The sequence below is a fragment of the Burkholderia sp. MS389 genome (assembly GCF_016899425.1).
Classification (GTDB): Bacteria; Pseudomonadota; Gammaproteobacteria; order Burkholderiales; family Burkholderiaceae; genus Burkholderia; species Burkholderia sola.
In genome coordinates, this window is record NZ_CP045995.1 from 1,785,091 (window position 1) to 1,808,464 (window position 23,374).

25 protein-coding genes are annotated in these 23,374 nt (G+C 69.2%); 11 read left to right on the plus strand and 14 right to left on the minus strand.

Going from position 1 to position 23,374, the window contains the following annotated elements; translation table 11 throughout:
- Positions 1-145: 145 nt before the first annotated feature.
- The 3 genes from GJG85_RS24325 to GJG85_RS24335 form a co-directional block, all read right to left on the minus strand.
- Positions 146-616, minus strand: coding sequence for a DUF2269 domain-containing protein (locus GJG85_RS24325; RefSeq protein WP_089489857.1), 471 nt, complete (start codon positions 614-616; stop codon positions 146-148).
- A complete protein-coding gene (locus tag GJG85_RS24330; RefSeq protein ID WP_050012167.1) occupies positions 613-1,932 on the minus strand; it encodes an SDR family oxidoreductase in 1,320 nt (439 codons plus the stop codon). Before GJG85_RS24330 ends, GJG85_RS24325 begins: the two co-directional genes overlap by 4 nt.
- Positions 1,933-2,020: 88 nt before the next feature.
- Positions 2,021-2,554, minus strand: a complete 534-nt coding sequence (locus GJG85_RS24335) for a MarR family transcriptional regulator (RefSeq protein ID WP_050012168.1) — start codon at positions 2,552-2,554, stop codon at positions 2,021-2,023.
- Between the two features lie 162 nt (positions 2,555-2,716).
- On the opposite strand from GJG85_RS24335, the gene fabV reads away from it, so the two are divergent.
- The gene (gene fabV / locus GJG85_RS24340) at positions 2,717-3,919 is read left to right on the plus strand and encodes an enoyl-ACP reductase FabV (RefSeq protein ID WP_089437238.1); all 1,203 of its coding nucleotides are present in this window, start codon (positions 2,717-2,719) and stop codon (positions 3,917-3,919) included.
- A 57-nt stretch (positions 3,920-3,976) separates the two neighbouring features.
- Here fabV and GJG85_RS24345 read toward each other — a convergent pair whose 3' ends face one another.
- Complete coding sequence (locus GJG85_RS24345) at positions 3,977-4,681, minus strand: SDR family oxidoreductase (protein WP_050012170.1); 705 nt, start codon at positions 4,679-4,681, stop codon at positions 3,977-3,979.
- 342 nt (positions 4,682-5,023) lie between these two features.
- On the opposite strand from GJG85_RS24345, the gene GJG85_RS24350 reads away from it, so the two are divergent.
- Positions 5,024-5,602, plus strand: a complete 579-nt coding sequence (locus GJG85_RS24350) for a TetR family transcriptional regulator (RefSeq protein ID WP_050012171.1) — start codon at positions 5,024-5,026, stop codon at positions 5,600-5,602.
- 48 nt (positions 5,603-5,650) lie between these two features.
- On the opposite strand, the gene GJG85_RS24355 is transcribed toward GJG85_RS24350, so the two are convergent.
- Complete coding sequence (locus GJG85_RS24355; RefSeq protein ID WP_050012172.1) at positions 5,651-6,229, minus strand: hypothetical protein; 579 nt, start codon at positions 6,227-6,229, stop codon at positions 5,651-5,653.
- A gap of 25 nt (positions 6,230-6,254) precedes the next feature.
- Complete coding sequence (locus GJG85_RS24360; RefSeq protein ID WP_204383928.1) at positions 6,255-6,785, minus strand: GNAT family N-acetyltransferase; 531 nt, start codon at positions 6,783-6,785, stop codon at positions 6,255-6,257.
- 219 nt (positions 6,786-7,004) lie between these two features.
- Here GJG85_RS24360 and GJG85_RS24365 point away from each other — a divergent pair, with 219 nt between their 5' ends.
- From GJG85_RS24365 to GJG85_RS24375, 3 genes are all read left to right on the plus strand, one after another.
- Entirely contained in the window at positions 7,005-7,370 is a 366-nt protein-coding gene (locus GJG85_RS24365; protein WP_124555265.1) for a metalloregulator ArsR/SmtB family transcription factor, read from the plus strand.
- Positions 7,342-7,827, plus strand: a complete 486-nt coding sequence (locus GJG85_RS24370) for an SRPBCC family protein (RefSeq protein WP_124555264.1) — start codon at positions 7,342-7,344, stop codon at positions 7,825-7,827. The genes GJG85_RS24365 and GJG85_RS24370 overlap by 29 nt, the downstream gene beginning before the upstream one ends.
- A 119-nt stretch (positions 7,828-7,946) precedes the next feature.
- The gene (locus GJG85_RS24375) at positions 7,947-8,423 is read left to right on the plus strand and encodes an SRPBCC family protein (RefSeq protein WP_050012440.1); all 477 of its coding nucleotides are present in this window, start codon (positions 7,947-7,949) and stop codon (positions 8,421-8,423) included.
- A 15-nt stretch (positions 8,424-8,438) separates the two neighbouring features.
- Here GJG85_RS24375 and GJG85_RS24380 read toward each other — a convergent pair whose 3' ends face one another.
- The 4 genes from GJG85_RS24380 to GJG85_RS24395 form a co-directional block, all read right to left on the minus strand.
- Entirely contained in the window at positions 8,439-9,554 is a 1,116-nt protein-coding gene (locus tag GJG85_RS24380; protein WP_089489863.1) for an amidohydrolase family protein, read from the minus strand.
- Position 9,555: 1 nt separating this feature from the next.
- Positions 9,556-10,863, minus strand: a complete 1,308-nt coding sequence (locus tag GJG85_RS24385; RefSeq protein ID WP_050012177.1) for an MFS transporter — start codon at positions 10,861-10,863, stop codon at positions 9,556-9,558.
- 83 nt (positions 10,864-10,946) lie between these two features.
- Positions 10,947-12,239 (minus strand): CaiB/BaiF CoA-transferase family protein, encoded by a 1,293-nt coding sequence (locus GJG85_RS24390; RefSeq protein ID WP_089489864.1) that lies wholly within the window; start codon positions 12,237-12,239, stop codon positions 10,947-10,949.
- Entirely contained in the window at positions 12,236-13,222 is a 987-nt protein-coding gene (locus tag GJG85_RS24395) for a hydroxymethylglutaryl-CoA lyase (RefSeq protein ID WP_204383929.1), read from the minus strand. Before GJG85_RS24395 ends, GJG85_RS24390 begins: the two co-directional genes overlap by 4 nt.
- A gap of 172 nt (positions 13,223-13,394) precedes the next feature.
- Between GJG85_RS24395 and GJG85_RS24400 the strand changes: the two genes are divergently transcribed.
- Positions 13,395-14,213 (plus strand): IclR family transcriptional regulator, encoded by an 819-nt coding sequence (locus GJG85_RS24400; protein WP_050012180.1) that lies wholly within the window; start codon positions 13,395-13,397, stop codon positions 14,211-14,213.
- 145 nt (positions 14,214-14,358) lie between these two features.
- Positions 14,359-14,997, plus strand: coding sequence for a 2-hydroxychromene-2-carboxylate isomerase (locus GJG85_RS24405; RefSeq protein ID WP_204383930.1), 639 nt, complete (start codon positions 14,359-14,361; stop codon positions 14,995-14,997).
- A 30-nt stretch (positions 14,998-15,027) separates the two neighbouring features.
- On the opposite strand, the gene GJG85_RS24410 is transcribed toward GJG85_RS24405, so the two are convergent.
- Positions 15,028-16,011: a LysR family transcriptional regulator gene (locus tag GJG85_RS24410; protein ID WP_080334160.1), complete on the minus strand. Its 984-nt coding sequence runs from the start codon at positions 16,009-16,011 to the stop codon at positions 15,028-15,030.
- A gap of 101 nt (positions 16,012-16,112) precedes the next feature.
- On the opposite strand from GJG85_RS24410, the gene GJG85_RS24415 reads away from it, so the two are divergent.
- Together GJG85_RS24415 and GJG85_RS24420 are read left to right on the plus strand one after the other, a co-directional pair.
- Positions 16,113-17,345: an MFS transporter gene (locus GJG85_RS24415; protein WP_050012183.1), complete on the plus strand. Its 1,233-nt coding sequence runs from the start codon at positions 16,113-16,115 to the stop codon at positions 17,343-17,345.
- Positions 17,346-17,773: 428 nt separating this feature from the next.
- The gene (locus GJG85_RS24420) at positions 17,774-18,466 is read left to right on the plus strand and encodes a phosphatase PAP2 family protein (RefSeq protein WP_050012184.1); all 693 of its coding nucleotides are present in this window, start codon (positions 17,774-17,776) and stop codon (positions 18,464-18,466) included.
- Positions 18,467-18,568: 102 nt separating this feature from the next.
- Here GJG85_RS24420 and GJG85_RS24425 read toward each other — a convergent pair whose 3' ends face one another.
- Positions 18,569-19,228, minus strand: coding sequence for a glutathione S-transferase family protein (locus GJG85_RS24425; protein ID WP_124631326.1), 660 nt, complete (start codon positions 19,226-19,228; stop codon positions 18,569-18,571).
- Positions 19,229-19,358: 130 nt separating this feature from the next.
- Complete coding sequence (locus GJG85_RS24430; RefSeq protein ID WP_204383931.1) at positions 19,359-20,429, minus strand: MBL fold metallo-hydrolase; 1,071 nt, start codon at positions 20,427-20,429, stop codon at positions 19,359-19,361.
- Positions 20,430-20,717: 288 nt separating this feature from the next.
- Between GJG85_RS24430 and GJG85_RS24435 the strand changes: the two genes are divergently transcribed.
- Both GJG85_RS24435 and GJG85_RS24440 read left to right on the plus strand, forming a co-directional pair.
- A complete protein-coding gene (locus tag GJG85_RS24435) occupies positions 20,718-21,623 on the plus strand; it encodes an HTH-type transcriptional regulator ArgP (RefSeq protein WP_050012187.1) in 906 nt (301 codons plus the stop codon).
- A 159-nt stretch (positions 21,624-21,782) separates the two neighbouring features.
- A complete protein-coding gene (locus GJG85_RS24440) occupies positions 21,783-21,995 on the plus strand; it encodes a DUF1059 domain-containing protein (RefSeq protein ID WP_034205979.1) in 213 nt (70 codons plus the stop codon).
- A 113-nt stretch (positions 21,996-22,108) separates the two neighbouring features.
- On the opposite strand, the gene ltaE is transcribed toward GJG85_RS24440, so the two are convergent.
- A complete protein-coding gene (ltaE, locus tag GJG85_RS24445) occupies positions 22,109-23,122 on the minus strand; it encodes a low-specificity L-threonine aldolase (protein ID WP_050012188.1) in 1,014 nt (337 codons plus the stop codon).
- Positions 23,123-23,374: the final 252 nt, after the last annotated feature.

Consider the following 23,374-nt stretch of genomic DNA (forward strand, 5'->3'; position numbering starts at 1 on the left):
GGTGAGCGGACATCGCCCATCGAAGTGGAGAACCATTTCACTTGATCCCATGCTTCGCACTCCTGCTTGTTATTTCAAGCATCATGAATCGATCGATTGACTGCTGTCCCGCGTACACCGCCGCTCCCGCGCGACGGCGGCAGACTTACATCGGCTTGACCACCATCAGGAAATACACGGTCAGCATCGCGAAGAACGCCGGATAGCCGAGCAGTTCCCAGCGCTTCGCATAGCGCCAGTAGCGCTCGGGCAACGCGGCATCGCCGTTCGCGTGCGCGAGCTTCGCCATCGATGCAAGTTCGAGCTGCAGCCACACGACCGGCAGCCAGCACACACCGGCGACCGCATACAGCACGATCGACGCGAGCAGCCACGGCGTATGCCACGGCCAGCCGGCCGTGTGCGCGAGCCACAGCCCGGACGCCGGCTGGAAGATCACGGCCGGCGTCGTGAACCACCAGTCCGCGCGCACGACGAGCCGCGACACGGCCGCGATCGCGGGCACCGACCGCGTGCGGTTCGCGAAGAACAGGTAGAACGCGGTGCCGAACCCCGTGCCGACCAGCAGCACCGAAGACAGGATATGAAGCGCCTTGATGACGAGATAGGTGTTCATGCGTGTTCTTCTTCTGAATAGAGGATCAACAGGATGGCGAGGATCGGCACGTTCTTGAGCACGGGGCCGAACGGTTCGGCCAGCAGGCCCGGCATCGTGACCGCGATGACCGCCGAGTACGCGACGATCAGCGCCGCCTGCGCGGCCCACAGGCGCCGCGACGGCGCGACGACGGTCGCGATGCCGAACGCGAAATCCAGCGCGCTGGCCGCGTAAAGCGCAATCAGCGCGGGCAGGCCCGTCAGGTGCGCAGGCGCCAGCAGCGCGAGGCTCGCGTGCAGCGGATGGATGAACGCGCTCGCGATCGCCGTCCAGATCCACACGATCGCGAGCGCGCCCACCAGCACCGGGCGCCGCCACATCGCGAGCGCGTCGCGGCGCAATGCGCCGGCTTCCGCGCCGATGAAGCTGCCGAGGCCGCGCGGCGGCCGGCCCAGCACAGCCGTGACGGCCGTCGGGTCGCCGGTGTTGCCGCCGCGCAGCATCGCCCACGTGTCGCGCGTCAGCATCGCCCCCGGCAGCGTGCCGAGCAGTGCGGCCGCCGCGCCGACCAGCGGGCCCGGCAGCGTCACGCGGGCCGCCGGCGGAAATCCGAGCGCGGCGCGGTAGCCGGCCAGCATCTCGCGGTATTCGACTTCGTCGCTGCCGACCACGTCGATCACCCGGCTGTCGGCCGCCCGCGAATCGCCCGGCTGTACGACGAGCCGCGCCACGACTTCGGCGAGATCGTCGACATGCACCGGGCGCAGCCGTTGATGGCCGCCCGCCGGCAACATGTGCACGGGCAGGCTCGCGAGCATCCGGAAAAACCGCGCGGACGCGCCGGCCGCCCCGTAGACGAGCGCGGGGCGCACGATGCGGAAGTCGATCGGCAGCGTCTGAAGGAAACGGTCGGCTGCACGCTTGCTCGCGAAGTACCGCGTATCGCCGCGTTCGACGCCGAGCGCCGAGATCTGGATCACGCGCCGCACGCCGGCCAGGCAGCACGCGGTAAAGAGCGCGCACGGCGCGGCGCGATGCACGGCATCGAGCGTCGCGCCGCGTCGATCGGCCAGCATGCCGACCGCGTTGATCACCACGTCGACGCCCTTCAGCCGTGCGAGCCACGCTTGCGGATCGACGTCCTGCGCGAAGTCGATCGCGACGTCGTGCGGGCCGGCCGCGCGGCGCACGCCGCGCAACACGCGATGCCCGCCGGCTTCGAGCCGCGCGCACAGCGCCTGCCCGATGAAGCCGTTCGCGCCGCAGACGAGCACGGTCATGCCGCGTGCGCCGGTGCGATCGGGCGGGGAGGTAGACGGCAAGACTGCGTTCATGCTCATCCTATATTTACAGTTATTTCTGTACAGACAGAAATATCAACCCCGAAAAAAGCGGGCTGCGTGCCCGCTCCGCCGTTACCGCTTACTTCGACGGCTTGCGCCTGACCGTCTGGCTGATCTTCGCGCCGATGCCGAGCGCCTTCATCAGCGTATCGGGCTTGAGCCGCAGCATTTCGTCGGACCAGGTCGTGAGCGTCTCGACGAACTGCAGCGTGTCGCGAATGCGCTGCTCGGTCTCGCGGCTCTCGTTCGCGATGTCCGGATTCGTCAGGCAATCGCGCAGCACCGTGAGCGTCGGCTCGATCTCGCGCTGCCGTCGCCCTTCGACGATCAGCTTGAACAACTCCCAGATGTCGGTCGACGTCTCGAAGTGGTCGCGGCGATCGCCCAGCACGTGCACGACCTTCGCGAGCCGCCACGCCTGCAGCTCCTTCAGGCTCGTGCTGACGTTGGAGCGTGCGACGTTGAGCGTCTCGGCGATCTCGTCGGCCGCAACCGGCCGTCCGGCCAGGTAGAGCAGCGCGTGAATCTGCGACACAGTACGGTTGACGCCCCACCGCGAGCCCATTTCGCCCCAGTGGAGAATGAATCGTTCGGCAATCGGCGTGAGTTCCATGGTGGGGAATTTAGTTTTTTCAGTTATTTCTGTCAAGAGAGAAATAACCGGGCGATCCGACGCCTGCCGTCCGTGCCCGCCCGCGATCGGCCGCTTCCTTTACAATGCGCGGGATTTTTCCGATTTCAGGCCGTCCCCGCCTTTCTGACTAGAGGTTCTCCCATGATCATCAAACCGCGCGTGCGTGGCTTCATTTGCGTGACGACTCATCCGGTCGGCTGCGAAGCCAACGTCAAGGAACAGATCGATTACGTGACTTCGCACGGCCCGATCGCCAACGGCCCGAAAAAGGTGCTCGTGATCGGCGCGTCGACCGGCTACGGCCTCGCCGCCCGGATCTCGGCCGCATTCGGCTCGGGCGCGGACACGCTCGGCGTGTTCTTCGAGCGCGCCGGCAGCGAAACGAAGCCCGGCACGGCCGGCTGGTACAACAGCGCCGCGTTCGAGAAATTCGCCGCCGAAAAGGGGCTGTATGCGCGCAGCATCAACGGCGACGCATTCTCCGACAAGGTCAAGCAGGTCACGATCGACACCATCAAGCAGGATCTCGGCAAGGTCGACCTGGTCGTCTACAGCCTCGCCGCGCCGCGCCGCACGCACCCGAAGACGGGCGAAACCATCAGCTCGACGCTCAAGCCGGTCGGCAAGGCCGTCACGTTCCGCGGGCTCGACACCGACAAGGAAGTGATCCGCGAAGTGTCGCTCGAGCCGGCGACGCAGGAAGAGATCGACGGCACCGTCGCGGTGATGGGCGGCGAGGACTGGCAGATGTGGATCGACGCGCTGGCCGACGCCGGCGTGCTGGCCGACGGCGCGAAGACCACCGCGTTCACGTACCTCGGCGAGCAGATCACGCACGACATCTACTGGAACGGCTCGATCGGCGAAGCGAAGAAGGATCTCGACAAGAAGGTGCTGTCGATCCGCGACAAGCTGGCCGCGCACGGCGGCGATGCGCGCGTGTCGGTGCTGAAGGCCGTCGTCACGCAGGCCAGCTCGGCGATCCCGATGATGCCGCTGTACCTGTCGCTGCTGTTCAAGGTGATGAAGGAAACGGGCACGCACGAAGGCTGCATCGAGCAGGTGTACGGGCTCCTGAAGGACAGCCTGTACGGCGCGACGCCGCACGTCGACGCAGAAGGCCGCCTGCGCGCGGACTACAAGGAGCTCGATCCGCAGGTGCAGGCGAAGGTCGTCGCGATGTGGGACAAGGTGACGAACGAGAACCTGTACGAGATGACCGACTTCGCGGGCTACAAGACCGAGTTCCTGCGCCTGTTCGGCTTCGAGATCGCCGGCGTCGACTATGACGCGGACGTGAACCCGGACGTGAAGATCCCGGGCATCATCGACACGACGGTCTGACGGGTCGATCCGCCGCCGCGCGCACGGCGCGGCGGCGGGTTCGCCCTGCCGGCGGCGTCAACGCGGCGCCGGTTCGTCCAGATAGACGCCCGACGACAGCGTGGCCTTCACCTGCCGCGTGAACTCGTCGGTCGACACTTCCTCCGCCCCTGCCTCGATGGCGTCGTACGCCTGGCGCACGACGTCGGCCGGCGTCGCTTTCGGCACGTCGAGGCCGGCCGTCAGGTCGGTATCGATGAAGCCGGCATGCAGCCCGATCACCCGCGTGCGCTGCTCGCGCAGCGAATGGCGCAGCCCGTTGGTCAGCGCCCATGCGGCCGATTTCGATACGCCGTAGGCCGACAGGATCGGCCGGTTCGTCCAGCTCGCGACCGACAGGATGTTCAGGATCGCGCCGCCGCCGTGGGCCGCGAGCGTTCCCGCGAATGCGCGCGACATCGCCAGCATCCCGAACACGTTGGTCTCCAGGTGTGCGCGCAATGCATCGACCGCGCCGTCGTCGGTCAGGCTGCCGAGCCGCGCGATGCCGGCGTTGTTGATCAGCAGCGTGACGTCCCGCGCCGCCTCGGCGGCCGCCGCGACCGCCGCCGGATCGGTCACGTCGAGCTTCACGGGCACGACGCCCGGCAGCGTCACGCTGGCCGGATCGCGTGCGCCCGCGTAGACCTTGCGCGCACCCCGCTCGAGCGCCTGCTTCGCGAACTCGAGGCCAAGCCCGCGGTTCGCGCCCGTGATGAAAACGACTGCACCTTCGATCTTCATGACCCTTCCTTTCGGAGATTGAATCCCGTGCGCGCCGGTTCGCCACACGCCCGGAATCCGGTGAAAAACCACGCTGCCATCGCGTACCGAACCGTTGCACCGCCGGTGCCGCCAGCCGGGCCGTCCCGCCGCCCGCGCCTCGCCGCACCCTGGACGCCGACCGACTTCGATCCATGCTGCGCCGGGTTGCTTCGCTTCGTCCGCGAAGTCGGCTACACTTGAATCTCAATGTCGATCACCATCGTCTTTGCGCAGCATGGTGCCAGTGCGAGGTCGGCACGTCAATGGTGATCACCATTGTGTTTTTCAATCGACGCAATTGCGGGAAAGAGGGAGGGATCGATGGGCGTCTCGAGACAACAGGCCGCGGAAAACCGCAACGCGATCGTCGCGGCCGCCGAGCGGCTGTTTCGCGTGCGCGGCGTCGAGGCCGTCGGGCTGACGGAACTGATGAAGGAAGCCGGCTTCACGCAGGGCGGCTTCTACAACCATTTCAAATCGAAAAATGCGCTGGTCGCCGCGGTGATGGAGAAAGCCATGCAGGACCGCGCGGATTCGCCGAGTGCCGGCAGCGTCGCGAAGCAAGTGACAGCCTACCTGTCGACCGCGCATCGCGACAACGTCGAAGGCGGCTGCCCGCTGTCGGGGTTCGCGGGCGATGCGCCGCGGCTGACCGACGCGGCGCGCGCCTGCTACACGCGCGGCGTCGCCGGCTATCTCGACCGGCTGGAGCGGACGTTGGCCGCCGAAGGCTCGGCAGACGCGCGCCGCGACGCGCTCGCCGTCTTCAGCCAGATGATCGGCGCGCTCGTGCTGTCGCGCGCGATTGCCGGCACCGATCCGGCGCTGGCCGACGAGATTCTCGACGCGGGGCGGCGCACGCTCGTGGGGCAGCCGGACGATCCGACCGTGCCGGCGTAGCGGCATGGCGGGGCCGGTCGCGCGCGATCGTCATTGCCGTCATTCCCGCTATTCCACCACCCGCGCGGCGTCCCACAGCGGCTGCGCGCCGCGCGCCGCATTCCACGCGGCGAACTGCGTGCGCCAGGATTCGAACGGTTGCGCGAGCGGATGACGCGGATCGTCGCTGAGCGCATACGCCATTCCTTCGATCAGCCAGCGCGGCTTCGTCACGACCGCGACGTTGCCGAGCACTTCCGCCTGCCGGTGATGGATCAGCTCGTGCGCGAGAAAGTAGGTCTGCCAGCCGCGCGGTGCGATCGCCACGCCGAAATCGCCGAGCGCCAGCGCTGCGCGCGAGCCGAGGCCGAACGCATCGGCGCACGCGCGCGTCGAGCAGAACACGACGCGCGGCGAAGCCCGGAACGCGCCGACGGCCGCGGCCGCGCGCGCGTAGCCGTCGCGATAGAGCTGCCGTGCGTCGTCGAGCTTCGCGGCATCGTCCGTGCAGATGTCGGCGCTCGGGCACGACACGCCGGGAATCAGCGCGGGCGCGACGACGCGCAGCGGCTTGACGAGCGCATACGCGGCAATCGGCAGCGCGACCAGCAGGCCCGTGAGGGCGAAAGCGACATAGGAGCGTTTCATCGAGGCAGCGGTTTGACGGATGCCGTTACGCGAGCTGCTTGTGGAAATACGTCGTCGCGCACAGCGCGCCGTCGGGCATCAGCGCGTAGTTCGGCACGATGCCGACGCGCTGCCAGCCGGCCCGTTCGTACAGCCGTTCGGCGTCGCCGCCCGTCACCGTGTCGAGCACGAGCACGGTCTTGCCGGCGTCGCGCGCGGCCGCTTCGGCCGCGGCCATCAGGCGCGCGGCGAGGCCCTGCCGGCGCGCGTGCCGCGACACGAGCATCTTCGCGATGTCCGCGCGGTGCGGCTGGTTCTCGGGCTGCGCGGTCACGACCTGCACGGTGCCGACGATCCGCCCGGCCCCGTCCTCGGCGACGAGCAGGATGCGCTCGTCGTTCGCGACGCCTTCGGCCACGCGCGTCCAGAACGCGACGGCGGTCGCCCGCTCGATCGGCAGCATGAAGCTGACGGATGCGCCGCCTTCGACGCAATCGATCAGCACGTCGGCCAGCGCATCGACACAGGCCATCGCTTCGCTCGCGCCGACGCGACGGACGGTAACAGGTTCGGTCATGCCATCTCCGGTAATCAGGTAGTCAGGTGGGCCGCACGCGCGGGTTCGGCATGGGGCGGGATCGGAACGAACGCCGGCCGGGTGTCGAGGCGCGCACCACGGCGGCCCGCGACAGACGCCCGGCAACGCCGTGCCCGGTCGGCGCGCGTTACCGCCCCATCATCGTACGCGACGAAAATTGTCGTTGCACCGGCGTCGACATCGCCTACACTTAGCCGAATGGATAACCTTCCCCTCCACATCAGCGACGTGTTCCATGCGCTCGCCGATCCGACGCGCTGCGCGATCGTCAGCGCGCTCGGCCATGGCGAGCGGACCGTCTCCGCGCTGGCCGCGCCGTTCGACATGGCGCTGCCGTCGTTCATGAAGCATGTCGCCGTGCTCGAGCGCAGCGGCCTCGTGGAGACCCGGAAAACCGGCCGCTCGCGCACCTGCGCGCTGGTCGGCAGCCGGCTGACCGAGGCCGAGGCATGGCTCGCCGCGCAGCGCGCGCAGTGGGAAGCGCGATCCGATCGTCTCGTCGAATTCGTCGAACGCCGTCATCAGGAGGAGCAAGATGTCAGCCAGCCACGTCGACCCCGCTGAAGCCCACGATCTCGTCATCACGCGCACGCTGCGCGCACCACGCCACGCGCTGTGGCGCGCCTGGACCGACCCGGAACTGCTGAAGGAATGGTGGTGCCCGAAACCATGGACCACCGAGGTGCGCGCATTCGACCTGCGGCCGGGCGGCGCTTTCCATACGTTCATGCGCGGCCCCGACGGCGGCACGAGCGACAACCCCGGCTGCTTCCTCGACATCGTGCCGGAATCGCACATCGCGTTCACGTCGATGCTCGCGGGCGGCTGGCGGCCGCAGACGCCGTGGCTGGGCTTCACGGCGATCGTCACGATGGCCGACGACGACGCGGGCAGCCGCTACGAGGCGCGCGTGATGCATCCCGACGCCGCGACGCGCGAGCGCCACGAAGCGCTCGGCTTTTTCGAGGGCTGGAACACCTGCATCACGCAGCTCGACGCGTTCGCCGCCACCCTGCGCTGAACGCCGCTGCGCGTGCGGTCATTGCATGCCGCCGCGCCCGCGCCTAGGATTCCTGAAGGAAGCATGACGACACGTCGGGCGCCGGCGTGCACCGTCTCGCACGCTTCGCGGGAGGCGACATGTTGCACACGCACACGCACTCGACCCGGGTCAGCCGGCACCTGAACGCGCCGCGCGGGCGGGTCTACCGCGCGCTGCTCGACCCGCACGCGGTCGAGCAATGGAAAGTGCCCGACGGCATGACGTGCCGCGTGCATGCGTACGACACGCGCGAAGGCGGCGCGCTGCGCGTGTCGCTGAGCTACGACGCGCCGTCGGGCGGCGCCGGCAAGACGACCGCGCACACCGACACCTATCACGGCCGCTTCGTCACGCTCGTGCCCGACGAGCGGATCGTCGAGATCGATGTATTCGAAACCGACGACCCGATGCTGCGCGGCGCGATGACGATCACGATCACGCTGTCCGACGAGGCGGGCGGCACGCGCGTGGACGCGGTGCACGACGGCGTCCCGCCCGGCGTGCCGGCCGCCGACAACGAGACCGGCTGGCAGATGGCGCTGGCGCGGCTCGCGGCGCTGGTGGAAGCCGGTTGACGCCGCGTATGCGCGTCAGCCGAGCCGGTACGCGCGCGTGACCGTGCCGCGAAACAGCGCGTCGCGCTCGTCCGCGCCGGCCTGCGCGGTCAGGCGCTTGAACGCGTTCCAGCCGTTCACGAACGAATACGAGCCCTTGTCGACCGGGAAATTGCCCTCGAACATGCAGCGCCCGGGACCGAACGCGTCGATGCAGGTCATCATCCACGGCTTCCACGCGTCGGCGAGCTGCGTCGACGACGGCGGCTTCGCGCCTTTCTCGAAATCGAACCCGTTGATGCGCATCCCGAGGCCGCCGACCTTCACGTACACGTTCGGCAATTGCGCGAGCGTGCGCATCGACGCCGACCAGCGCGCGAACACCTCCGGTCGCTTGTCCGCATAGCTGCCGATCCGCACGACGCCGCCGCAATGATTGACGATGATCCGCGTGTCGGGGTTCGCTTTCGCGAGTTCGAACAATTCGGGCAACTGCGGGAAGAACAGCCACGCGTCGTACGACAGCCCGAGCGGCGCGAGCTGCGCGACGCCGGCCCGGTACGCGGGATCGAGCAGCAGCCCGCGCGGCACCGCCGACAGCGGATTGGCGAGCGTCGGATCGGCATCCCACGTGCTCAGGTGCCGCACGCCGCGAAACCGTCCGCGCCCGGCTTCGACATGCGCTTCCAGCACGTCGCGCACGCGTTCGCCAAGCCGCAGGTCCGCGTGACCGACGATGCCCTTCGCGACGGCCACCGGGCCGTGCTGAAGCGGCTCGGTCACGCCGGCGACATAGGCCGTCTCGCCCACCGGCTTCAGTTCGGCCGGGCCCGAATCGCGATAACGCGTCTGCGCCTGCATGTAGACGGACGCCTGGATGTCGTGACCCGAGCGCGCGTCCTGCAGATAGTCGTCGAGCAGGTAGATCCAGCCCGGCCGTTCATAGAAGTGATGATGCGCATCGATGATCGGCAGGTCGGGCTCGAGCGCGGGTTCGAGCGCCGACGCGAGCCAGTCGGGACGAACCGCGAGGTAGTTGCTTTGCGTCATGCGTGAAGCTCCATCATGGGCCGCCGTGTCGGCAAACGCAGGCAGCGCGAACGATGCGGCGGCCGCGCCGATCAACCGGCGCCGCGTGATCGAAAAAGTCATGTCATTCGCTCCGGTCGAATGCATACAGCGACAGCGTGAGCAGCGTCGTGATCGCCAGCACGATCGCGAGGCCGAGCATCCCGGCCGTGAAGGTGCCGAAGCTGTCCTTCAGGTAGCCGACGAGGTAGGGGCCCGCGAAGCCGCCGAGCGCGCCGATCGAATTGATCAGCGCCAGCCCGCCGGCCGCGGCCTGGCCGGACAGGAAGCGCGACGGCAGCGTGTAGAAGATCGTGCGGCCGGCAATCGTGCCGATCAGCGCGAGCGTGATGCCGACGAGCGCCGGCCCGAGCGTCAGGAAATGCGTCGACACGCCGAGCGCCACCGCGCCGATGAACAAGCCGATCGCCAGGTTCGCGATCGGGCCGCCGCGACGGTCCACCCGCTTCGCCCACCACAGCAGCGCGATCGTGGCGAAGAAGTAAGGCACCGCGGACAGCCAGCCGGTCTGCATCGTCGACATCCCGTGCGCCTTCAGCATTTGCGGCAACCAGATGCCGATCCCGTACGAACCCATCGTGAAGCCGAACGAGATCAGCGCGAGCACGTACACGCGCACGTCGCGCAGCGCGACGCCGAAGCGCTTCTTGCGGCCGGCCGCCGCGCCGTCGCGCTCGAACGCGCGCTGCAGCGCGGCACGTTCGTCGTCCGACAGCCACGCGGCATTCGCCGGCGAATCGGACAGCAGCTTCAGCACAAGGAAACCAAGTGCGCACGCGGGCAGCCCTTCGACGATGAACATCCACTTCCAGCCGGCGAGCCCGAGCGTGCCGTCGAGCTGCAGCAGCCACGTCGACAGCGGGCCGCCGATCAGCGACGACAGCGGCGTCGACACGGTGAACCACGCGAGCACGCGCGTGCGGTAGCTCGCCGGAAACCACACGGCGAGGAAGAAGATCACGCCGGGAAAGAATCCAGCCTCGCCGATGCCGAGCAGCAGCCGGATTGCGTAGAAACTCGTCGGCCCGGTCGCGAGCGCGGTCGCGGCCGCCATCAGCCCCCACGTGATCATGATGCGGGCGAGCCAGCGGCGTGCGCCGAAGCGGTACAGCGCGAGATTGCTCGGCACTTCGAACACGCAGTAGCCGGCAAACATGATCCCCGCGCCCCAGCCGAACTGCGTCGCCGTCAGCCCGAGATCGCGGTTCATCGTGAGCGCGGCGAACCCGACGCTCGTGCGATCCAGATAGTTAAAGAAGTACGCGAGCGCGAGCAGCGGGATGAAGCGCCACGCGGCCTTGCGCACCGCGCGTTGCTCGATCGACGCGTCGGTGTCGCGATCGGCGGCCAGCGCCGGGGAAGCGGATGTCATGGTTGTCTCCGTGGATGCGGCGATCCTCTGCCGCGCGGCGCGCGGCCGGGACGCCTTTGTTCGTTCGATGAATCGCGGCTGCGCTACGCGCTCGCCACTTCGTTCGCCGACGGCGCACCGCCCGGTCCGTCGCCGTGCGCGGCGACGTCCGCGCCGTACCGCCCCGCGACGACGCCGGCATCGATCAGCGCACGCGCGTCGTCCGGCGTGTAGCCGAGCTCGCCGAGCAGCGCGCACGTGTCCTGGCCGAGCGCAGGCGGCGCCGAGCGCAGCCGCAGGCGTTCGCCCGCGAGCGTCAGCGGCAGCAGCGCGGTGCGCGTGTCGATCGGCCGCCCGGCGCTGCTCGCGTCGGCTGGCAGCGTCACGGCTTCGAGGCCGCCCGTGGCGAGCAGATGCGGATCGTCGAACAGGTCCTGCGGCTTCGTGATCGGCGCATACGGCAGGCCGGTCGATTCGAAGATCGCGCCGATCTCCGCGGCCGAGTACGGCGCGAGCCGCGAACGTAGTTCCGGCAACAGCCATTCGCGCGCCTGCACACGCAGGTTGTTGGTCGCGAGGCGCGGGTCGTCCTTCAGCGCGGCGAGGCCGAACGCATCGCAGAACAGCGCCCACTGCGTATCCGACACGACCGCGAGAAAAATCTGTTCGTCATCCTTGACGGAGAACACGTCGTAGACGGCCCACGCGGAAATCCGGCTCGGCATCGGCGATGCGGCCTGCCCCGTCACCGCGAACTGCATCATGTGCTGCGCGACGAGAAACACGTTGTTCTCGAACAGCGAACTCTGCACCTGCTGGCCGCGGCCCGTGCGCTCGCGCTGCGCGAGCGCGGCCATCGCGCCGATCGCGCCGAACATGCCGCCCATGATGTCGTTCACGCTCGCGCCCGCACGCAGCGGCCGCCCTTCGGGGCCCGTCATGTACGCGAGGCCGCCCATCATCTGCACGACCTCGTCGAGCGCGGTGCGATGCTCGTACGGCCCCGGCAGGAAGCCCTTGTGCGACACGTACACGAGCCGCGGATTCAGCGCGTCCAGCTGCGGGTAGCCGAGCCCGAGCCGGTCCATCGTGCCGCTCTTGAAGTTCTCGCTGAAGACGTCCGCCGTCGCGACGAGCCGCCGCACGATCTCCAGCCCGCGCGGATCCTTCACGTCGACCGCGACGCTCTTCTTGTTGCGGTTGAACATCCCGAAGAAGCCCGCGCCGGACCCGCGCAGCGCCCGCGTGCTGTCGCCCGCGATCGGCTCGATCTTGATCACTTCCGCGCCGAGATCCGCGAGCAGCATCCCGCACGTCGGGCCCATCACCATGTGCGTCATCTCGATCACGCGCACGCCTGCGTACGGCAGTGCGGCAACCGGTTGCCGATCGTTCATCGTGCGACTCCCGCCATGCATCCTTCCGGCTGCGCGGCCGAGGGCACGCGGCCATCCGCATAGCGAAAGCCCTTCGGCAGCCCGGCGTCCGGCACGTGGCCGTACAGCGCGTCGGACGGCAGCGCCGCATGCAGGATCGCGCGCGCGGCGAGCAGCGCGTCGACGTCGACGCCGGTGTCGACTCCCATCGCTTCGAGCAGGAACACGAGATCCTCGGTGACGATGTTGCCGGTGGCGCCCGGCGCATACGGGCAGCCGCCCAGGCCGCCTTGGCTCGCGTCGATCGTCGTCACGCCCACGTCGAGCGCCGCGACGACGTTCGCGAGCCCCTGCCCGCGCGTGTTGTGGAAATGCGCGCCGCCGGCCCTGTCGCCGACTTCGCGTTGCAGCCGCGTGAACAGCCGGCGCACCTGCGCGGGATTCGCATAACCGCTGGTGTCGGACAGGCCGATTTCGTCGACGCCGCATTCGGCCATCGCGACGGCCATCGCGATCGTCTCGTCGTCGGAGACCGCGCCGGCAATCGTGCAACCGAACGCCACCGACACGCCGGCCTCGATCTGCACCGACGGAAACCGCGCGCCGCGCAGCGCGACGATCGCGCGCACCTCGTCGATCATCTGCGCGGGCGTCTTGCGGATGTTGGCCAGCGAATGCGCTTGCGTCACCGAGACCGGCAGCGTCAGCTTGTGCACGCCCGCGTCGAACGCACCCTCGGCGCCGCGCAGGTTCGGCGCGAGCGCGGCGACGTGCAGCCCGGGAATCGCGAGCGCGTGCGCGACGACTTCGCGCACGTCGGCCATCTGCGGCAACAGCGTGGCCGGCACAAACGACCCGACCTCGATCTCGCGCAGGCCGGCCGCGGCCAGCGCGGTGATCCAGCGCAGCTTGGCGGCCGTCGGCATCACGGTCTTGATGCTCTGCAGCCCGTCGCGCGGGCCGACCTCGCTGACCAGCACCTTCGAGTTTTCTGAAACCTTCATTCGATACCCCATCGTTCTATCTGAAAGAACATAGTTCTGTTTGACAGAACTTTAAGCGTGTGTCGAATGGGCGATAAGCGGGGTATACCCGCGGAATCGCGTTTTTCTGGAACTTGAGTTCTGTCAGATAGAACGATATAGTCCGCCGACCATCATTCGAAGGAATCAGGCCGTGCCCAGGAATCCAGCAGATCACGCCGGCGACGCAGCCGATCCGGCGACGGAAGAGGCGTCCAGCGGCGTCGCGGTGCTCGACCGCGCGTTCGCGATCCTCCGTGCGTTCGGCCAGACCGACGACCGGCTGTCGCTCGCCGAGTTGTCGCGCCGCACCGGGCTGTACAAGAGCACGATCCTGCGTCTGCTCGCCGCGCTCGAACATGGCGGTTTCATGCGCAAACTCGACGACGGCCAGTACGCGATCGGGCACGAGCCGCAGCGGCTCGCCGCGCTGTACCAGCGTTCGTTCCGCGTCGGCCCGGTGGTCGAGCCGCTGCTCGAGACGCTGAGCCGCGAACTCGGGGAAACGGCATCGTTCTATGTGCGCCAGGGCGATGTGCGCTCCGTGCTGTATCGCGTCGAGCCCGCGCGGGCGGTACGCGTGTCGATCCGCGTCGGCGAGGAGTTTCCGGTCGGCCAGGGCGCATCCGGGAAGGTGCTGCTGGCCTTCACCGACACGCAGGACGCCCGCTGGAACGACGTGCGCGAACAGCTGTGGGCCGCGTCGTACGGCGAGCGCGACCCGGAAACGGCGTCGGCTTCCGTGCCCGTGTTCGGCGCGGCCGGCGAATGCGTCGGTGCGCTAACGGTATCAGGCCCGAAGTCGCGGCTCGCCGCCGCGCCGGCGATGACGGCGGCGCTCGCGATGCTGCTGCCGCTCGCGCAAAAGGCGACCGTCGCACTCGGCGGCGCGGGCGCGCGCTACGACGCGCCGGCCGTGCGCGACAGTCTCGCGCGGCTCGCATCGTCGGCGGACGACGCCGCCCGGTCGTAGGGAGCCGGTTGCGCGCGGCACGCGATACGGCAGCGCGAAAGACGGCCGCATGCGACACTGGCCGCCGATGCGCGCAGCGCGCCGTTCTCAGGCGACGCACCATGCGTGCAACCGACCACCGGACCCGCCCGAGGAGACCCCCGCGATGAACGCCGCGCGCACCGCCAGCTGGTATTTCGATTTCGTTTCGCCGTTCGCCTACCTGCAACAGGAACAGTTCGACCGGTTGCCGCCCGCCGCCGCGTTCGAGCCGCGGCCGATCGTGCTCGGCACGCTGCTCGCGCACTGGGGCCAGAAAGCGCCGGCGGAAATCGCGGCCAAGCGCGTGTTCACCTATCGGCATGCGCAATACCGGGCGGATAAGCTGGGCATTGCGTTCCGGATGCCGCCCGCGCACCCGTTCAACCCGATCAAGCCGCTGCGTCTCGCGATCGCGATGGGCAGCTCGCGCGACGCGATCCGGCGGATCTTCCGGCATATCTGGCGCGACGGCCAGGACGTGTCGACGCCCGCAGGCTTCGCCGCGCTGTGCGAAGCGGTCGGCTTTCCGGAAGGCGTGACGGCCGTCGAGGCTCAGCCGGTCAAGGACGCGCTGCGCGCGAACACGGATCGCGCGATCGCCGAGAACGTGTTCGGCGTGCCGACCTTCGCGCTCGACGGCGACCTGTTCTGGGGCGAGGACGCGACCGACATGTTCGTCGACTGCGCGACGTCGCGCGCGTGGCTCGATTCGCCCGAAGTGCGCCGCATCAGCGCGCTGCCCGAAGGGATCCGGCGCGGCTGACGGCGAGCCGCCGCCACCGCGCCGCCCGCTTCAGCCGTCGCGCCCTTCGACGAGCGCCGGCACCGCCTCCCGCATCATCGCGGCGAACCGCACGAGCCGCGACGGATAGAACTGCGCATGCGGATAAGTCAGGTAGACGGGCAGCGCCGCGGCCTGCCATTCGGGCGCGAGGTGCACGAGATCGCCGCGCGCGAGATCGTCGGCCAGCATCCACGACGATCCGACGCACGCGCCGACGCCCAGCAGCGCCGCGCTGCGCAACGCATACAGGTTCGCGGTCGTGATGCGCGGGCGGATCGGAATGCGTCGCGTGTCGCCGGTGGTCGCATGCGTCAGCGCGAGTTCGGTGCGGTAGTACGTGCGCAACGCGAGCCACGGCAGCGCGGCGAGCGCGTCCGGATCGGCCGGCACGTCGGCGCCGCTCAGCACGGACGGCGCGGCGACCACGAAGCGCGGCACCTTCGTCAGCCGGATCGCGACCACGCCCGGATCGGTCGGTTCGCCGACCTGGATCGCGCAATCGATGCCGCTGCCGACGAAATCGCGCACCTCGTCCTGCAGCAGCCACTCGACCGACACGCGCGGGTAGTCGCGCAGGAACTGCGCGAGCGGCGCAACGAAACGCTGCTGGCCGAACGCGTGCGGCACCGCGACGCGCAGCAGCCCGTCCGGCTCCTCCTGCGCGCCGCGCAAATCGGCCTCGAACGCCGCCCAGCTCGCCAGCAGCTCCTTCGCCTGCTTGAAGCACCGCTCGCCGTCGACGGTCAGCCGCATCGTATGGGTCGTGCGTTGCAGCAGCCGCATGCCGAGCGAATTTTCCAGCGCCTGCAGCCGCCGGCTGATGGTCGGCTGCGTCGTGTGCAACTGCACGGCGGCCGCCGACAGGCTGCCGGCCTCGACTATGCGCACGAAGGTTTCCATCAGCTCGAAACGATAGCCAGCGCCGTCCACCGGCACCGCCTGAATGCGCCGAGACCCGCCAGCAGCGGGAGAGGGAGAGGATTTTTCGGTCATTCGTCGAGCGTATAACAAATCTGCGCCGGGTGGCACTACCGTCGCCGGCCGCGTACCGCCACACTCGCGTCCATCCCATTCTTCAACCCAGGATGTACGCGATGTCCACCCCGACCCGTCTCGACGCCGCGCCCCGCGCGGCGCACGCTCCGGCCCGTCCGGCCGCCCATTCGATGCCCGATCGCCGGCTCGTGCTGCTGCTCGCGGCCGCCGCCGGCCTCGGCGTCGCCCCGCTCTACTACGCGCAGCCGATGCTCGGCGCGCTCGCGCCCGATCTCGGCGCGTCGGCGCGGGCGATCGGCTTCGTGCCGACGCTCACGCAGCTCGGCTATGCGCTCGGCATCCTGCTGCTCGCGCCGCTCGGCGACCGCTTCGACCGGCGCCGCGTGATCGTGATCAAGGCCGCGGCGCTGGTCACCGCGTTGCTGCTGGCCGCCGTCGCGCCGTCGCTCGGGCTGCTGCTCGCGGCGAGCTTCGCGATCGGCCTCGCCGCGACGATGGCGCAGGACGTCGTGCCGGCCGCCGCGACGCTCGCGCACGACATGCATCGCGGCCGCATCGTCGGCACGGTGATGACGGGGCTGCTGCTCGGCATCCTGCTGTCGCGCGTCGTGGCCGGATTCGTCGCCGAGACGGCCGGCTGGCGCGCGATGTTCGCGCTCGCCGCCGCCAGCGTCGCCGCGATCGGCGCCGTGGCCGCACGCGGGTTGCCGCGCTTCGAGCCGACCACGCGGCTGCCGTATCGCGCGCTGATCGGCTCGCTCGGCGCGCTGTGGCGCGAGCATTCGGCACTGCGCCGCGCCGCCCTCGCGCAGGGGCTGCTGGCCGTCGGGTTCAGCGCGTTCTGGTCGACCCTCGCGGTGATGCTGCACGGCGCGCCGTTCCACCTCGGTAGCGCGGCCGCCGGCGCCTTCGGCCTCGCGGGCGCCGCCGGCGCGCTGGCCGCGCCGACCGCCGGGCGCCTGGCCGACCATCACGGCCCCGAGCGCGTGACGCGGATCGGGATCGGCATCGCAACGGTGTCGTTCGCGTCGATGGCCGCCGCGCCGCTGATGTCGCCGCATGCGCAGCTCGTGCTGCTCGCGGTCGCGACGATCGGCTTCGATCTCGGCGTGCAGGCCACGCTGATCGCGCACCAGTCGATCGTCTACCGGATCGATCCCGCGTCGCGCAGCCGCCTCAATGCGGTGCTGTTCGTCGGCATGTTCATCGGGATGGCGGCCGGCGCCGCGATCGGCAGTTTGTTGCTCGCGCAACTGGGCTGGAACGCGGTGACCGCGCTGGCCGTCGTGACGTCGCTGGCCGCGCTCGCCGTGCGGGTGTGGCGCAACTGAAGTCGGGCATCGCGTAACATCGGCGGGCAGGCCCACGGGGCTTGCCCGCTTTTTTTTAATTTTTGATCGGCGCGCGCATGACGCTGCGCCGCCCGGCAGATTCGCGCGGCTGTAACGCCGCAATCGTTCATCCGGCGCAAGGTCCGCGCCGACTGACCGAATTGTCCAGTTCACCCAAATATTTTTCCGGCGTCCGTGCACGCGCGCACGCAAACGTCGGACGATTCGTCCCTGCCGCACCACCCGGCGCGCTCCCATCCGGCCCCTCCACCGAACCCCGTTTTATCAGGGGAATCCCGGTATTTTTTCGCATTTTCTTCGAAATAACGGGTGACATACTTGCCCCCCGTTGCGCTCCGTGCGAGCGCGCTTTCCGATCCAGCCGGCCGCCTGTCATGCGCTGCGCGTCCGCCCGGGTCGCACAGGACATGAACAATTTCGACACGACGATCCAGGTCTTCCTCACTCACATGACGTTCGGTCCGTTGATGAATCACGCGATCCGCGTGATCGCGGGCCTCTACACGTTCAAGGGCTTCGTGCTCGTTCCGGCGCTGTGCTGGCTGTGGTTCCAGCCGGGCCCGAACCGCGAGCGGCAACGCGAGCTGGTCGTCGCCACTATCGCGAGCGGGCTCATCGCGCTCGCCGTCGGCCGCGTGCTCGCGCAAGTGCTGCCGTTCCGCGTGCGGCCGATCTACAACCCCGACCTGCACCTGCACTTCCCGTCGGCCGGGTTGCGCGCGGCGACGCTGCAGACCTGGAGTTCGTTTCCGAGCGATCACGCGATGCTGTGGATGGCGATCGCAACCGGCATCTTCATCATCGCGCGCCGCGTCGGCATCGTCGCGCTGCTGTATTCGGTCGTGTTCATCTGCCTGCCGCGCGCGTATCTCGGCTTTCACTATCCGACCGACCTGATCGCGGGCGCCGCGATCGGCATCGCGATCGCATGGCTGCTGACGCGCGACGCGATCCGCGCGCGCTTCGCCCCGCAGGTGCTGGAGATGATCCGGCGCTTCCCCGCGCCGGCCTATACGCTCGCGTTCCTGCTGTGCTTCGAGTTGATCACGCAGTTCGACGAACTGCTGACGCTCGCGCAGTCGGCCACGCGCACGATGTGACGGGCAGACGCGCGATGCTGCCGCTGCTGCCGTCGTTCCGTCGCCCCGGCGCGCGCTGCCGGCCATGCGCGGCCGCGGCACGCCGTGCGACGGCCGCGCCCGTCAGTCGCAATCGGGCGCGCCGAGCGGAAAGAACGAACGATACGGCCGCGCCTCCTCGACCGCGCGCGCAAACGACGGCCGCACGAGCAGACGCTTGCGGTACGCGATCACGTTCGCGAACGCCGGATCGATCCGGTGCGTCCAGTCCGCATAGAACAGGAACGGCGCCGCGCCGCAATCGGCGAGGCTGAAACGGTCGCCGGCCGCCCATTCGCGATCGGCCATCGTCTTGTCGAGCCACGCATACGACGTGTCGAGCATCGCGCGCGCGTCGGCCACCCCGCGCGCATCGCGCTCGGCTTCCGGCCGCAGCGCATCGAACACGACCTTCTGCTGCGGCGTCGCCACGTAGTTGTCGAAGAAGCGGTCCATCGTCCGCACCTCGAGCGCGGCGTGCGGATCGTCGGGCAGCAGGCGCATGGGGCCCGGATGGTTCAGGCCGAGATACTCGATGATGATCGACGCCTCGATCACCGTGCGGCCCGCATCGACGAGCACCGGGAAGCGCTTCAACGGCCACAGCCTGGTCAGTTCCTGCATCGGCTTCGGATCGTCGTGCGCGAGCACGCGATACTCGAACGGCGTGCCGTTCTCGTACAGCGCGGTCAGCACTTTCTGGCAGTAGGACGAAAACGGATGGGCGTAAAGCGTCGGCATCATCGTGGAGGCTCCTGGGGTTTCGGCGCCGCGTCAGGCGGCGCCGCATGATCGGATACCTTGACGACGCTCGGCGCCCGGCCGTTTCGACATCCATCGGCCCGATATTTTTTTCGACGGACCGCCTGGGCCGCTACGAGCGACCGTCCATCACGACGCGCCCTTCGGCGCGCCAGCGCAGCATCCCGCCGCCGAGATTCGCGACCGCGTCGAAGCCGGCCTTCTTCAGGATCACCGTCGCCTGCGCGGAACGGCCGCCGGCCCGGCACACGGTCACGACCGGACGGTCGCGCGCGACTTCGCCGGTGCGCGCGGCCAGTTCGCCGAGCGGGATCGGCGTCGCGCCCGGCAGATGGCCGAGCGGGCCCGCGAACTCGTCCGGTTCGCGCACGTCGACGACCTGCACGGCCGGCAGATGATCCTCGAGCCATTGCGGATCGATTTCCCAGAAGCCGGCGAACGTGTAGACGAGCGGCGCCCAGTCGGCGGCCGCCTGCGCATCGGGCGCGTTCGCGGCGACGCCGCATTGCAGGTTCGCCGGCACCGCGACGTCGATCTGGCGCGGATGCGCGAGCCCGAGGTTGCGCATGTAGCCGGCGAAATCGTCTTCGCTGAGATCGCCGCCGAGGCGCGGGTTGAAGCGCCGCTCCTCGCCGACGCTCGTCACCGTGAGCCCGCGATAGTCGTGCGCGGGATACAACAGGCACGTGGCCGGCAGCGTGAAGAGCCGGCCGTGCACCGCGCGATACAGCGCGCGCGGGTCGCCCTGCTGGAAGTCGGTGCGGCCGGTGCCGCGGATCAGCAGGCAATCGCCGGTGAACGCCATCGATTCGTCGTCGAGCACGAGGCTGACGCAGCCGCTCGTGTGGCCGGGCGTCGCGCGCACCGTCAGGTAGCGCGGGCCGAACGCGCAGCGCTCGCCGTCGTTCAGGTAGCAGTCGGCGCCTTGCGCGCCGCTCGCGGCCGAGATCGCGATCGCGCTGCCCGTGCGCTGCTTCAGCAGCCACGCGCCCGTCACGTGATCGGCATGCACGTGCGTGTCGACGGTCGCGACGAGCCGCAGCCCGAGTTCGTCGAGCAGCGCAGCGTCGCGGCGCACCTGCTCGAACACGGGATCGATCAGCAGCGCTTCGCGCGATGCGGCGTCGGCGAGCAGATACGTGTACGTCGACGATTGCGGGTCGAAAAGTTGCCGGAAGATCATGGCTCGGTGCTCCGTCGCGTGTTCTTCAGGGGGTGTAGTCGGATCGGGACGCTGCATGGCGTCGTCGGGCGCCGGCGCCGGCATGACGACAGCGCCGCCGTGCGAGCGGCATCGCGCCCATTCATACAGCGTAGAACAAAATGCCCGCGCCGCCGCGCGTCCCCTACGCGGCAACCGATTCCGTCGACGAATCCCGCACCGCGGGACGATTCGCCGCGCCGGGACGGCCGCGCACGCTGCCTTACACTACCGCCTGTTCTCGTCCCCGATCACAGGAATGCCCCCGACATGTCGATGACGATCGATCCGAAGCAGGCCGCCGCGCTGCTGGCCGTCGCCGACACCGGCAGCTTCGAGCAGGCGGCCGTGCGCCTGCACGTGACCGCGTCCGCCGTCACGCAGCGGGTCCGCGCGCTGGAAGCGAGCCTCGGCACGCCGCTCGTGCTGCGCACGCGGCCATGCCGCCCGACGGTGGCCGGGCAGCGCGTGCTGCAGCACCTGCGCCGCGTCGCGCTGCTGCAGGCCGACCTGCAAAGCACGCTCGCGGCCGACCGCGAATCGCCGATTTCCGTGACGATCGCACTCAACTCCGACAGCCTCGGCACATGGTTCCTGCCGGCGCTGACGTCGGTGCTCGCGGGCGAGCGGATCCTGTTCGAACTGATCGTCGAGGATCAGGATCACACGTTCGCGCTGCTCGAAAGCGGGATGGCGGTCGGCTGCGTGACGACCGAGCCGAAGCCGATGCGCGGCTGCATCGCGACGCCGCTCGGCACGATGCGCTACCGGCTGCTCGCGGCCGCCGCGTTCGCGGTGCGCTGGTTTCCGCGCGGGCTGAACCGCACGAGCGCGCGCCACGCGCCCGTCGTCGCGTATTCGCGGCGCGACACGCTCCAATCGTCATTCCTGAAGGAGAAGTTCGGCTTGCCCGAAGGCGCGTACCCGTGCCACTACGTGCCGGGCACGCATTCGCACTTCGCGGCGGTGCGGCACGGGCTCGGCTACGCGATGGTGCCGGAGCCGCTGATCGGCGCCGCGCCGCTCGATGCGCAGGGGCTCGTCGATCTCGCGCCCGCGCATCCGACCGACGTCACGCTGTACTGGCACGCGTGGACCGTGCAGTCGCCGACGATGGCGTCGCTGTCCGCGCGGGTGGTCGAAGCAGCGCGCAGGCTGCTCGCGCCGTTGCCGTAATGCGCCGGCGGGCGCGCGGGTGAGCGACGCTGCCGGCGCGGTACGCACGGCGACGAGAAAGTCGGCCGCGCCGCCTATACTTTTCCCATCGGCCTCGCGAACGCGCCGCGCGGCCGCTCATCCAGGTCCGGCCGTTCCCTTTCATGTGAGGAGAACATCATGTCCCGCCGCTATATCGATTGCCGCGAGTTTCCCAGCGCGACGCATTGCTCGGTCGCAATCTCCGCCGACTCCGACAACGAACTGCTGGAGGCCGCCGTTCAGCATGCGGTCTCGGTGCACCAGCACACCGACAGCGCCGAACTGCGCACGCAACTGAAATCGCTGTTTCACGACGGCACACCGCCCGCCGACATGCCGCGGCAAGCGTAATCCGCCGGCACGGCAGGGTCGCCGGCAACGCGCCGCGCGCGTCACTCCTCTGCGTCTTGCGTGATGCCACGCCGCGCCGGCCCGTCGCCGGCCGGCGCATTCCGCGTAACGCGTTATGCGCGACGCTGCGCGAAATACGCGCCGACCGCGCCGATAAAGGTGTCGATATCCGCGCGCGACACGTCGCAATGCGTGACGAAGCGCGACGCATACAGCATCTGCGTGAGGATCCCGCGTTCCTTCAGCCACGCCTCGAGCGGCGCGCAATCGGCTTCGGGGAATTGCGCGAACACCATGTTCGTCGCATGCGACAGCACCTTCACCGAATCGATGCGGGCGAGGCCGGCCGCGAGATGCGCGGCATTCGCGTGATCGTCCGCGAGCCGCTCGACGTTGTGATCGAGCGCATACAGGCACGCCGCCGCGAGAATGCCCGACTGCCGCATCCCGCCGCCCAGCACCTTGCGCCAGCGCTGCGCGCGCTCGACCAGCGCACGGCTGCCGACCAGCACCGAGCCGACCGGCGCACCGAGCCCTTTCGAGAAGCAGATCGACACGGTGTCGAACGGCGCACACAGCTCGGCGATCGGGCGCCCCGACGCGACGGCCGCGTTGCACACGCGCGCGCCGTCGAGGTGCGTGGAGAGCCCGCGGCTGCGCGCGAACGCGACGGCTTCCTGCACATAGCCTTCCGGCAACACCTGGCCGCCGATCGTGTTTTCGAGCGCGAGCAGGCGCGTGCGGGCAAAGTGATTGTCGAGCGGCTTGATCGCCGCGGCGATCTTCGCGAGCGGCAGCGTGCCGTCCGGCGCGTTCTCGATCGGTTGCGGCTGAATGCTGCCGAGCACGGCCGCGCCGCCGCCTTCGTACTTGTAGGTGTGCGCGAGCTGGCCGACGATGTACTCGTCGCCGCGCTCGCAATGCGACATCAGCGCGGCGAGGTTGCTCTGCGTGCCGCTCGGGAAGAACAGGCCGGCTTCCTTGCCGGCCCGCTCGGCCGTCACCGCCTGCAGGCGCAGGACGGTCGGGTCGTCACCCCAGACGTCGTCGCCGGTTTCGGCGGCGGTCATGGCGGCCAGCATCGCCTGGCTCGGACGTGTCACGGTATCGCTGCGTAAATCGATCATCGCTGTGCCCTGAGTAAACGCGAGCCGGAACCGATGCGCCCGGCCCTGCCGAAACGAGACTGAGAGTGTACGCAATTCGCGCGGCGCCTGCCGGCCGTCGCCGCGCACCGCGATGCCGCACGCGCGACGTCGTTCCGATGACGCGACGCGCCATATTGCCGCACGTGCGGCAGGCCGCCACGCCGCGGCCGCATGCGCCGCGAACGGCCTTCTTGATACGAATCAACGATTTATCGCGAAACAACGCACGAC

What these genes read in the sequence shown, in the direction of transcription:
- GJG85_RS24365 (WP_124555265.1), top strand. Translation starts at nt 7,005, where the DNA reads ATGGATAACCTTCCCCTCCACATCAGCGACGTGTTCCATGCGCTCGCC.
- GJG85_RS24375 (WP_050012440.1), top strand. Translation starts at nt 7,947, where the DNA reads ATGTTGCACACGCACACGCACTCGACCCGGGTCAGCCGGCACCTGAAC.
- GJG85_RS24430 (WP_204383931.1), bottom strand. Translation starts at nt 20,429, where the DNA reads ATGATCTTCCGGCAACTTTTCGACCCGCAATCGTCGACGTACACGTAT.
- GJG85_RS24405 (WP_204383930.1), top strand. Translation starts at nt 14,359, where the DNA reads ATGAACGCCGCGCGCACCGCCAGCTGGTATTTCGATTTCGTTTCGCCG.
- GJG85_RS24370 (WP_124555264.1), top strand. Translation starts at nt 7,342, where the DNA reads ATGTCAGCCAGCCACGTCGACCCCGCTGAAGCCCACGATCTCGTCATC.
- GJG85_RS24345 (WP_050012170.1), bottom strand. Translation starts at nt 4,681, where the DNA reads ATGAAGATCGAAGGTGCAGTCGTTTTCATCACGGGCGCGAACCGCGGG.
- ltaE (WP_050012188.1), bottom strand. Translation starts at nt 23,122, where the DNA reads ATGATCGATTTACGCAGCGATACCGTGACACGTCCGAGCCAGGCGATG.
- GJG85_RS24325 (WP_089489857.1), bottom strand. Translation starts at nt 616, where the DNA reads ATGAACACCTATCTCGTCATCAAGGCGCTTCATATCCTGTCTTCGGTG.
- GJG85_RS24355 (WP_050012172.1), bottom strand. Translation starts at nt 6,229, where the DNA reads ATGAAACGCTCCTATGTCGCTTTCGCCCTCACGGGCCTGCTGGTCGCG.
- GJG85_RS24415 (WP_050012183.1), top strand. Translation starts at nt 16,113, where the DNA reads ATGTCCACCCCGACCCGTCTCGACGCCGCGCCCCGCGCGGCGCACGCT.
- GJG85_RS24425 (WP_124631326.1), bottom strand. Translation starts at nt 19,228, where the DNA reads ATGATGCCGACGCTTTACGCCCATCCGTTTTCGTCCTACTGCCAGAAA.
- GJG85_RS24390 (WP_089489864.1), bottom strand. Translation starts at nt 12,239, where the DNA reads ATGAACGATCGGCAACCGGTTGCCGCACTGCCGTACGCAGGCGTGCGC.
- GJG85_RS24385 (WP_050012177.1), bottom strand. Translation starts at nt 10,863, where the DNA reads ATGACATCCGCTTCCCCGGCGCTGGCCGCCGATCGCGACACCGACGCG.
- GJG85_RS24380 (WP_089489863.1), bottom strand. Translation starts at nt 9,554, where the DNA reads ATGACTTTTTCGATCACGCGGCGCCGGTTGATCGGCGCGGCCGCCGCA.
- GJG85_RS24395 (WP_204383929.1), bottom strand. Translation starts at nt 13,222, where the DNA reads ATGAAGGTTTCAGAAAACTCGAAGGTGCTGGTCAGCGAGGTCGGCCCG.
- GJG85_RS24350 (WP_050012171.1), top strand. Translation starts at nt 5,024, where the DNA reads ATGGGCGTCTCGAGACAACAGGCCGCGGAAAACCGCAACGCGATCGTC.
- GJG85_RS24330 (WP_050012167.1), bottom strand. Translation starts at nt 1,932, where the DNA reads ATGAACGCAGTCTTGCCGTCTACCTCCCCGCCCGATCGCACCGGCGCA.
- fabV (WP_089437238.1), top strand. Translation starts at nt 2,717, where the DNA reads ATGATCATCAAACCGCGCGTGCGTGGCTTCATTTGCGTGACGACTCAT.
- GJG85_RS24435 (WP_050012187.1), top strand. Translation starts at nt 20,718, where the DNA reads ATGTCGATGACGATCGATCCGAAGCAGGCCGCCGCGCTGCTGGCCGTC.
- GJG85_RS24420 (WP_050012184.1), top strand. Translation starts at nt 17,774, where the DNA reads ATGAACAATTTCGACACGACGATCCAGGTCTTCCTCACTCACATGACG.
- GJG85_RS24360 (WP_204383928.1), bottom strand. Translation starts at nt 6,785, where the DNA reads ATGACCGAACCTGTTACCGTCCGTCGCGTCGGCGCGAGCGAAGCGATG.
- GJG85_RS24410 (WP_080334160.1), bottom strand. Translation starts at nt 16,011, where the DNA reads ATGACCGAAAAATCCTCTCCCTCTCCCGCTGCTGGCGGGTCTCGGCGC.
- GJG85_RS24335 (WP_050012168.1), bottom strand. Translation starts at nt 2,554, where the DNA reads ATGGAACTCACGCCGATTGCCGAACGATTCATTCTCCACTGGGGCGAA.
- GJG85_RS24440 (WP_034205979.1), top strand. Translation starts at nt 21,783, where the DNA reads ATGTCCCGCCGCTATATCGATTGCCGCGAGTTTCCCAGCGCGACGCAT.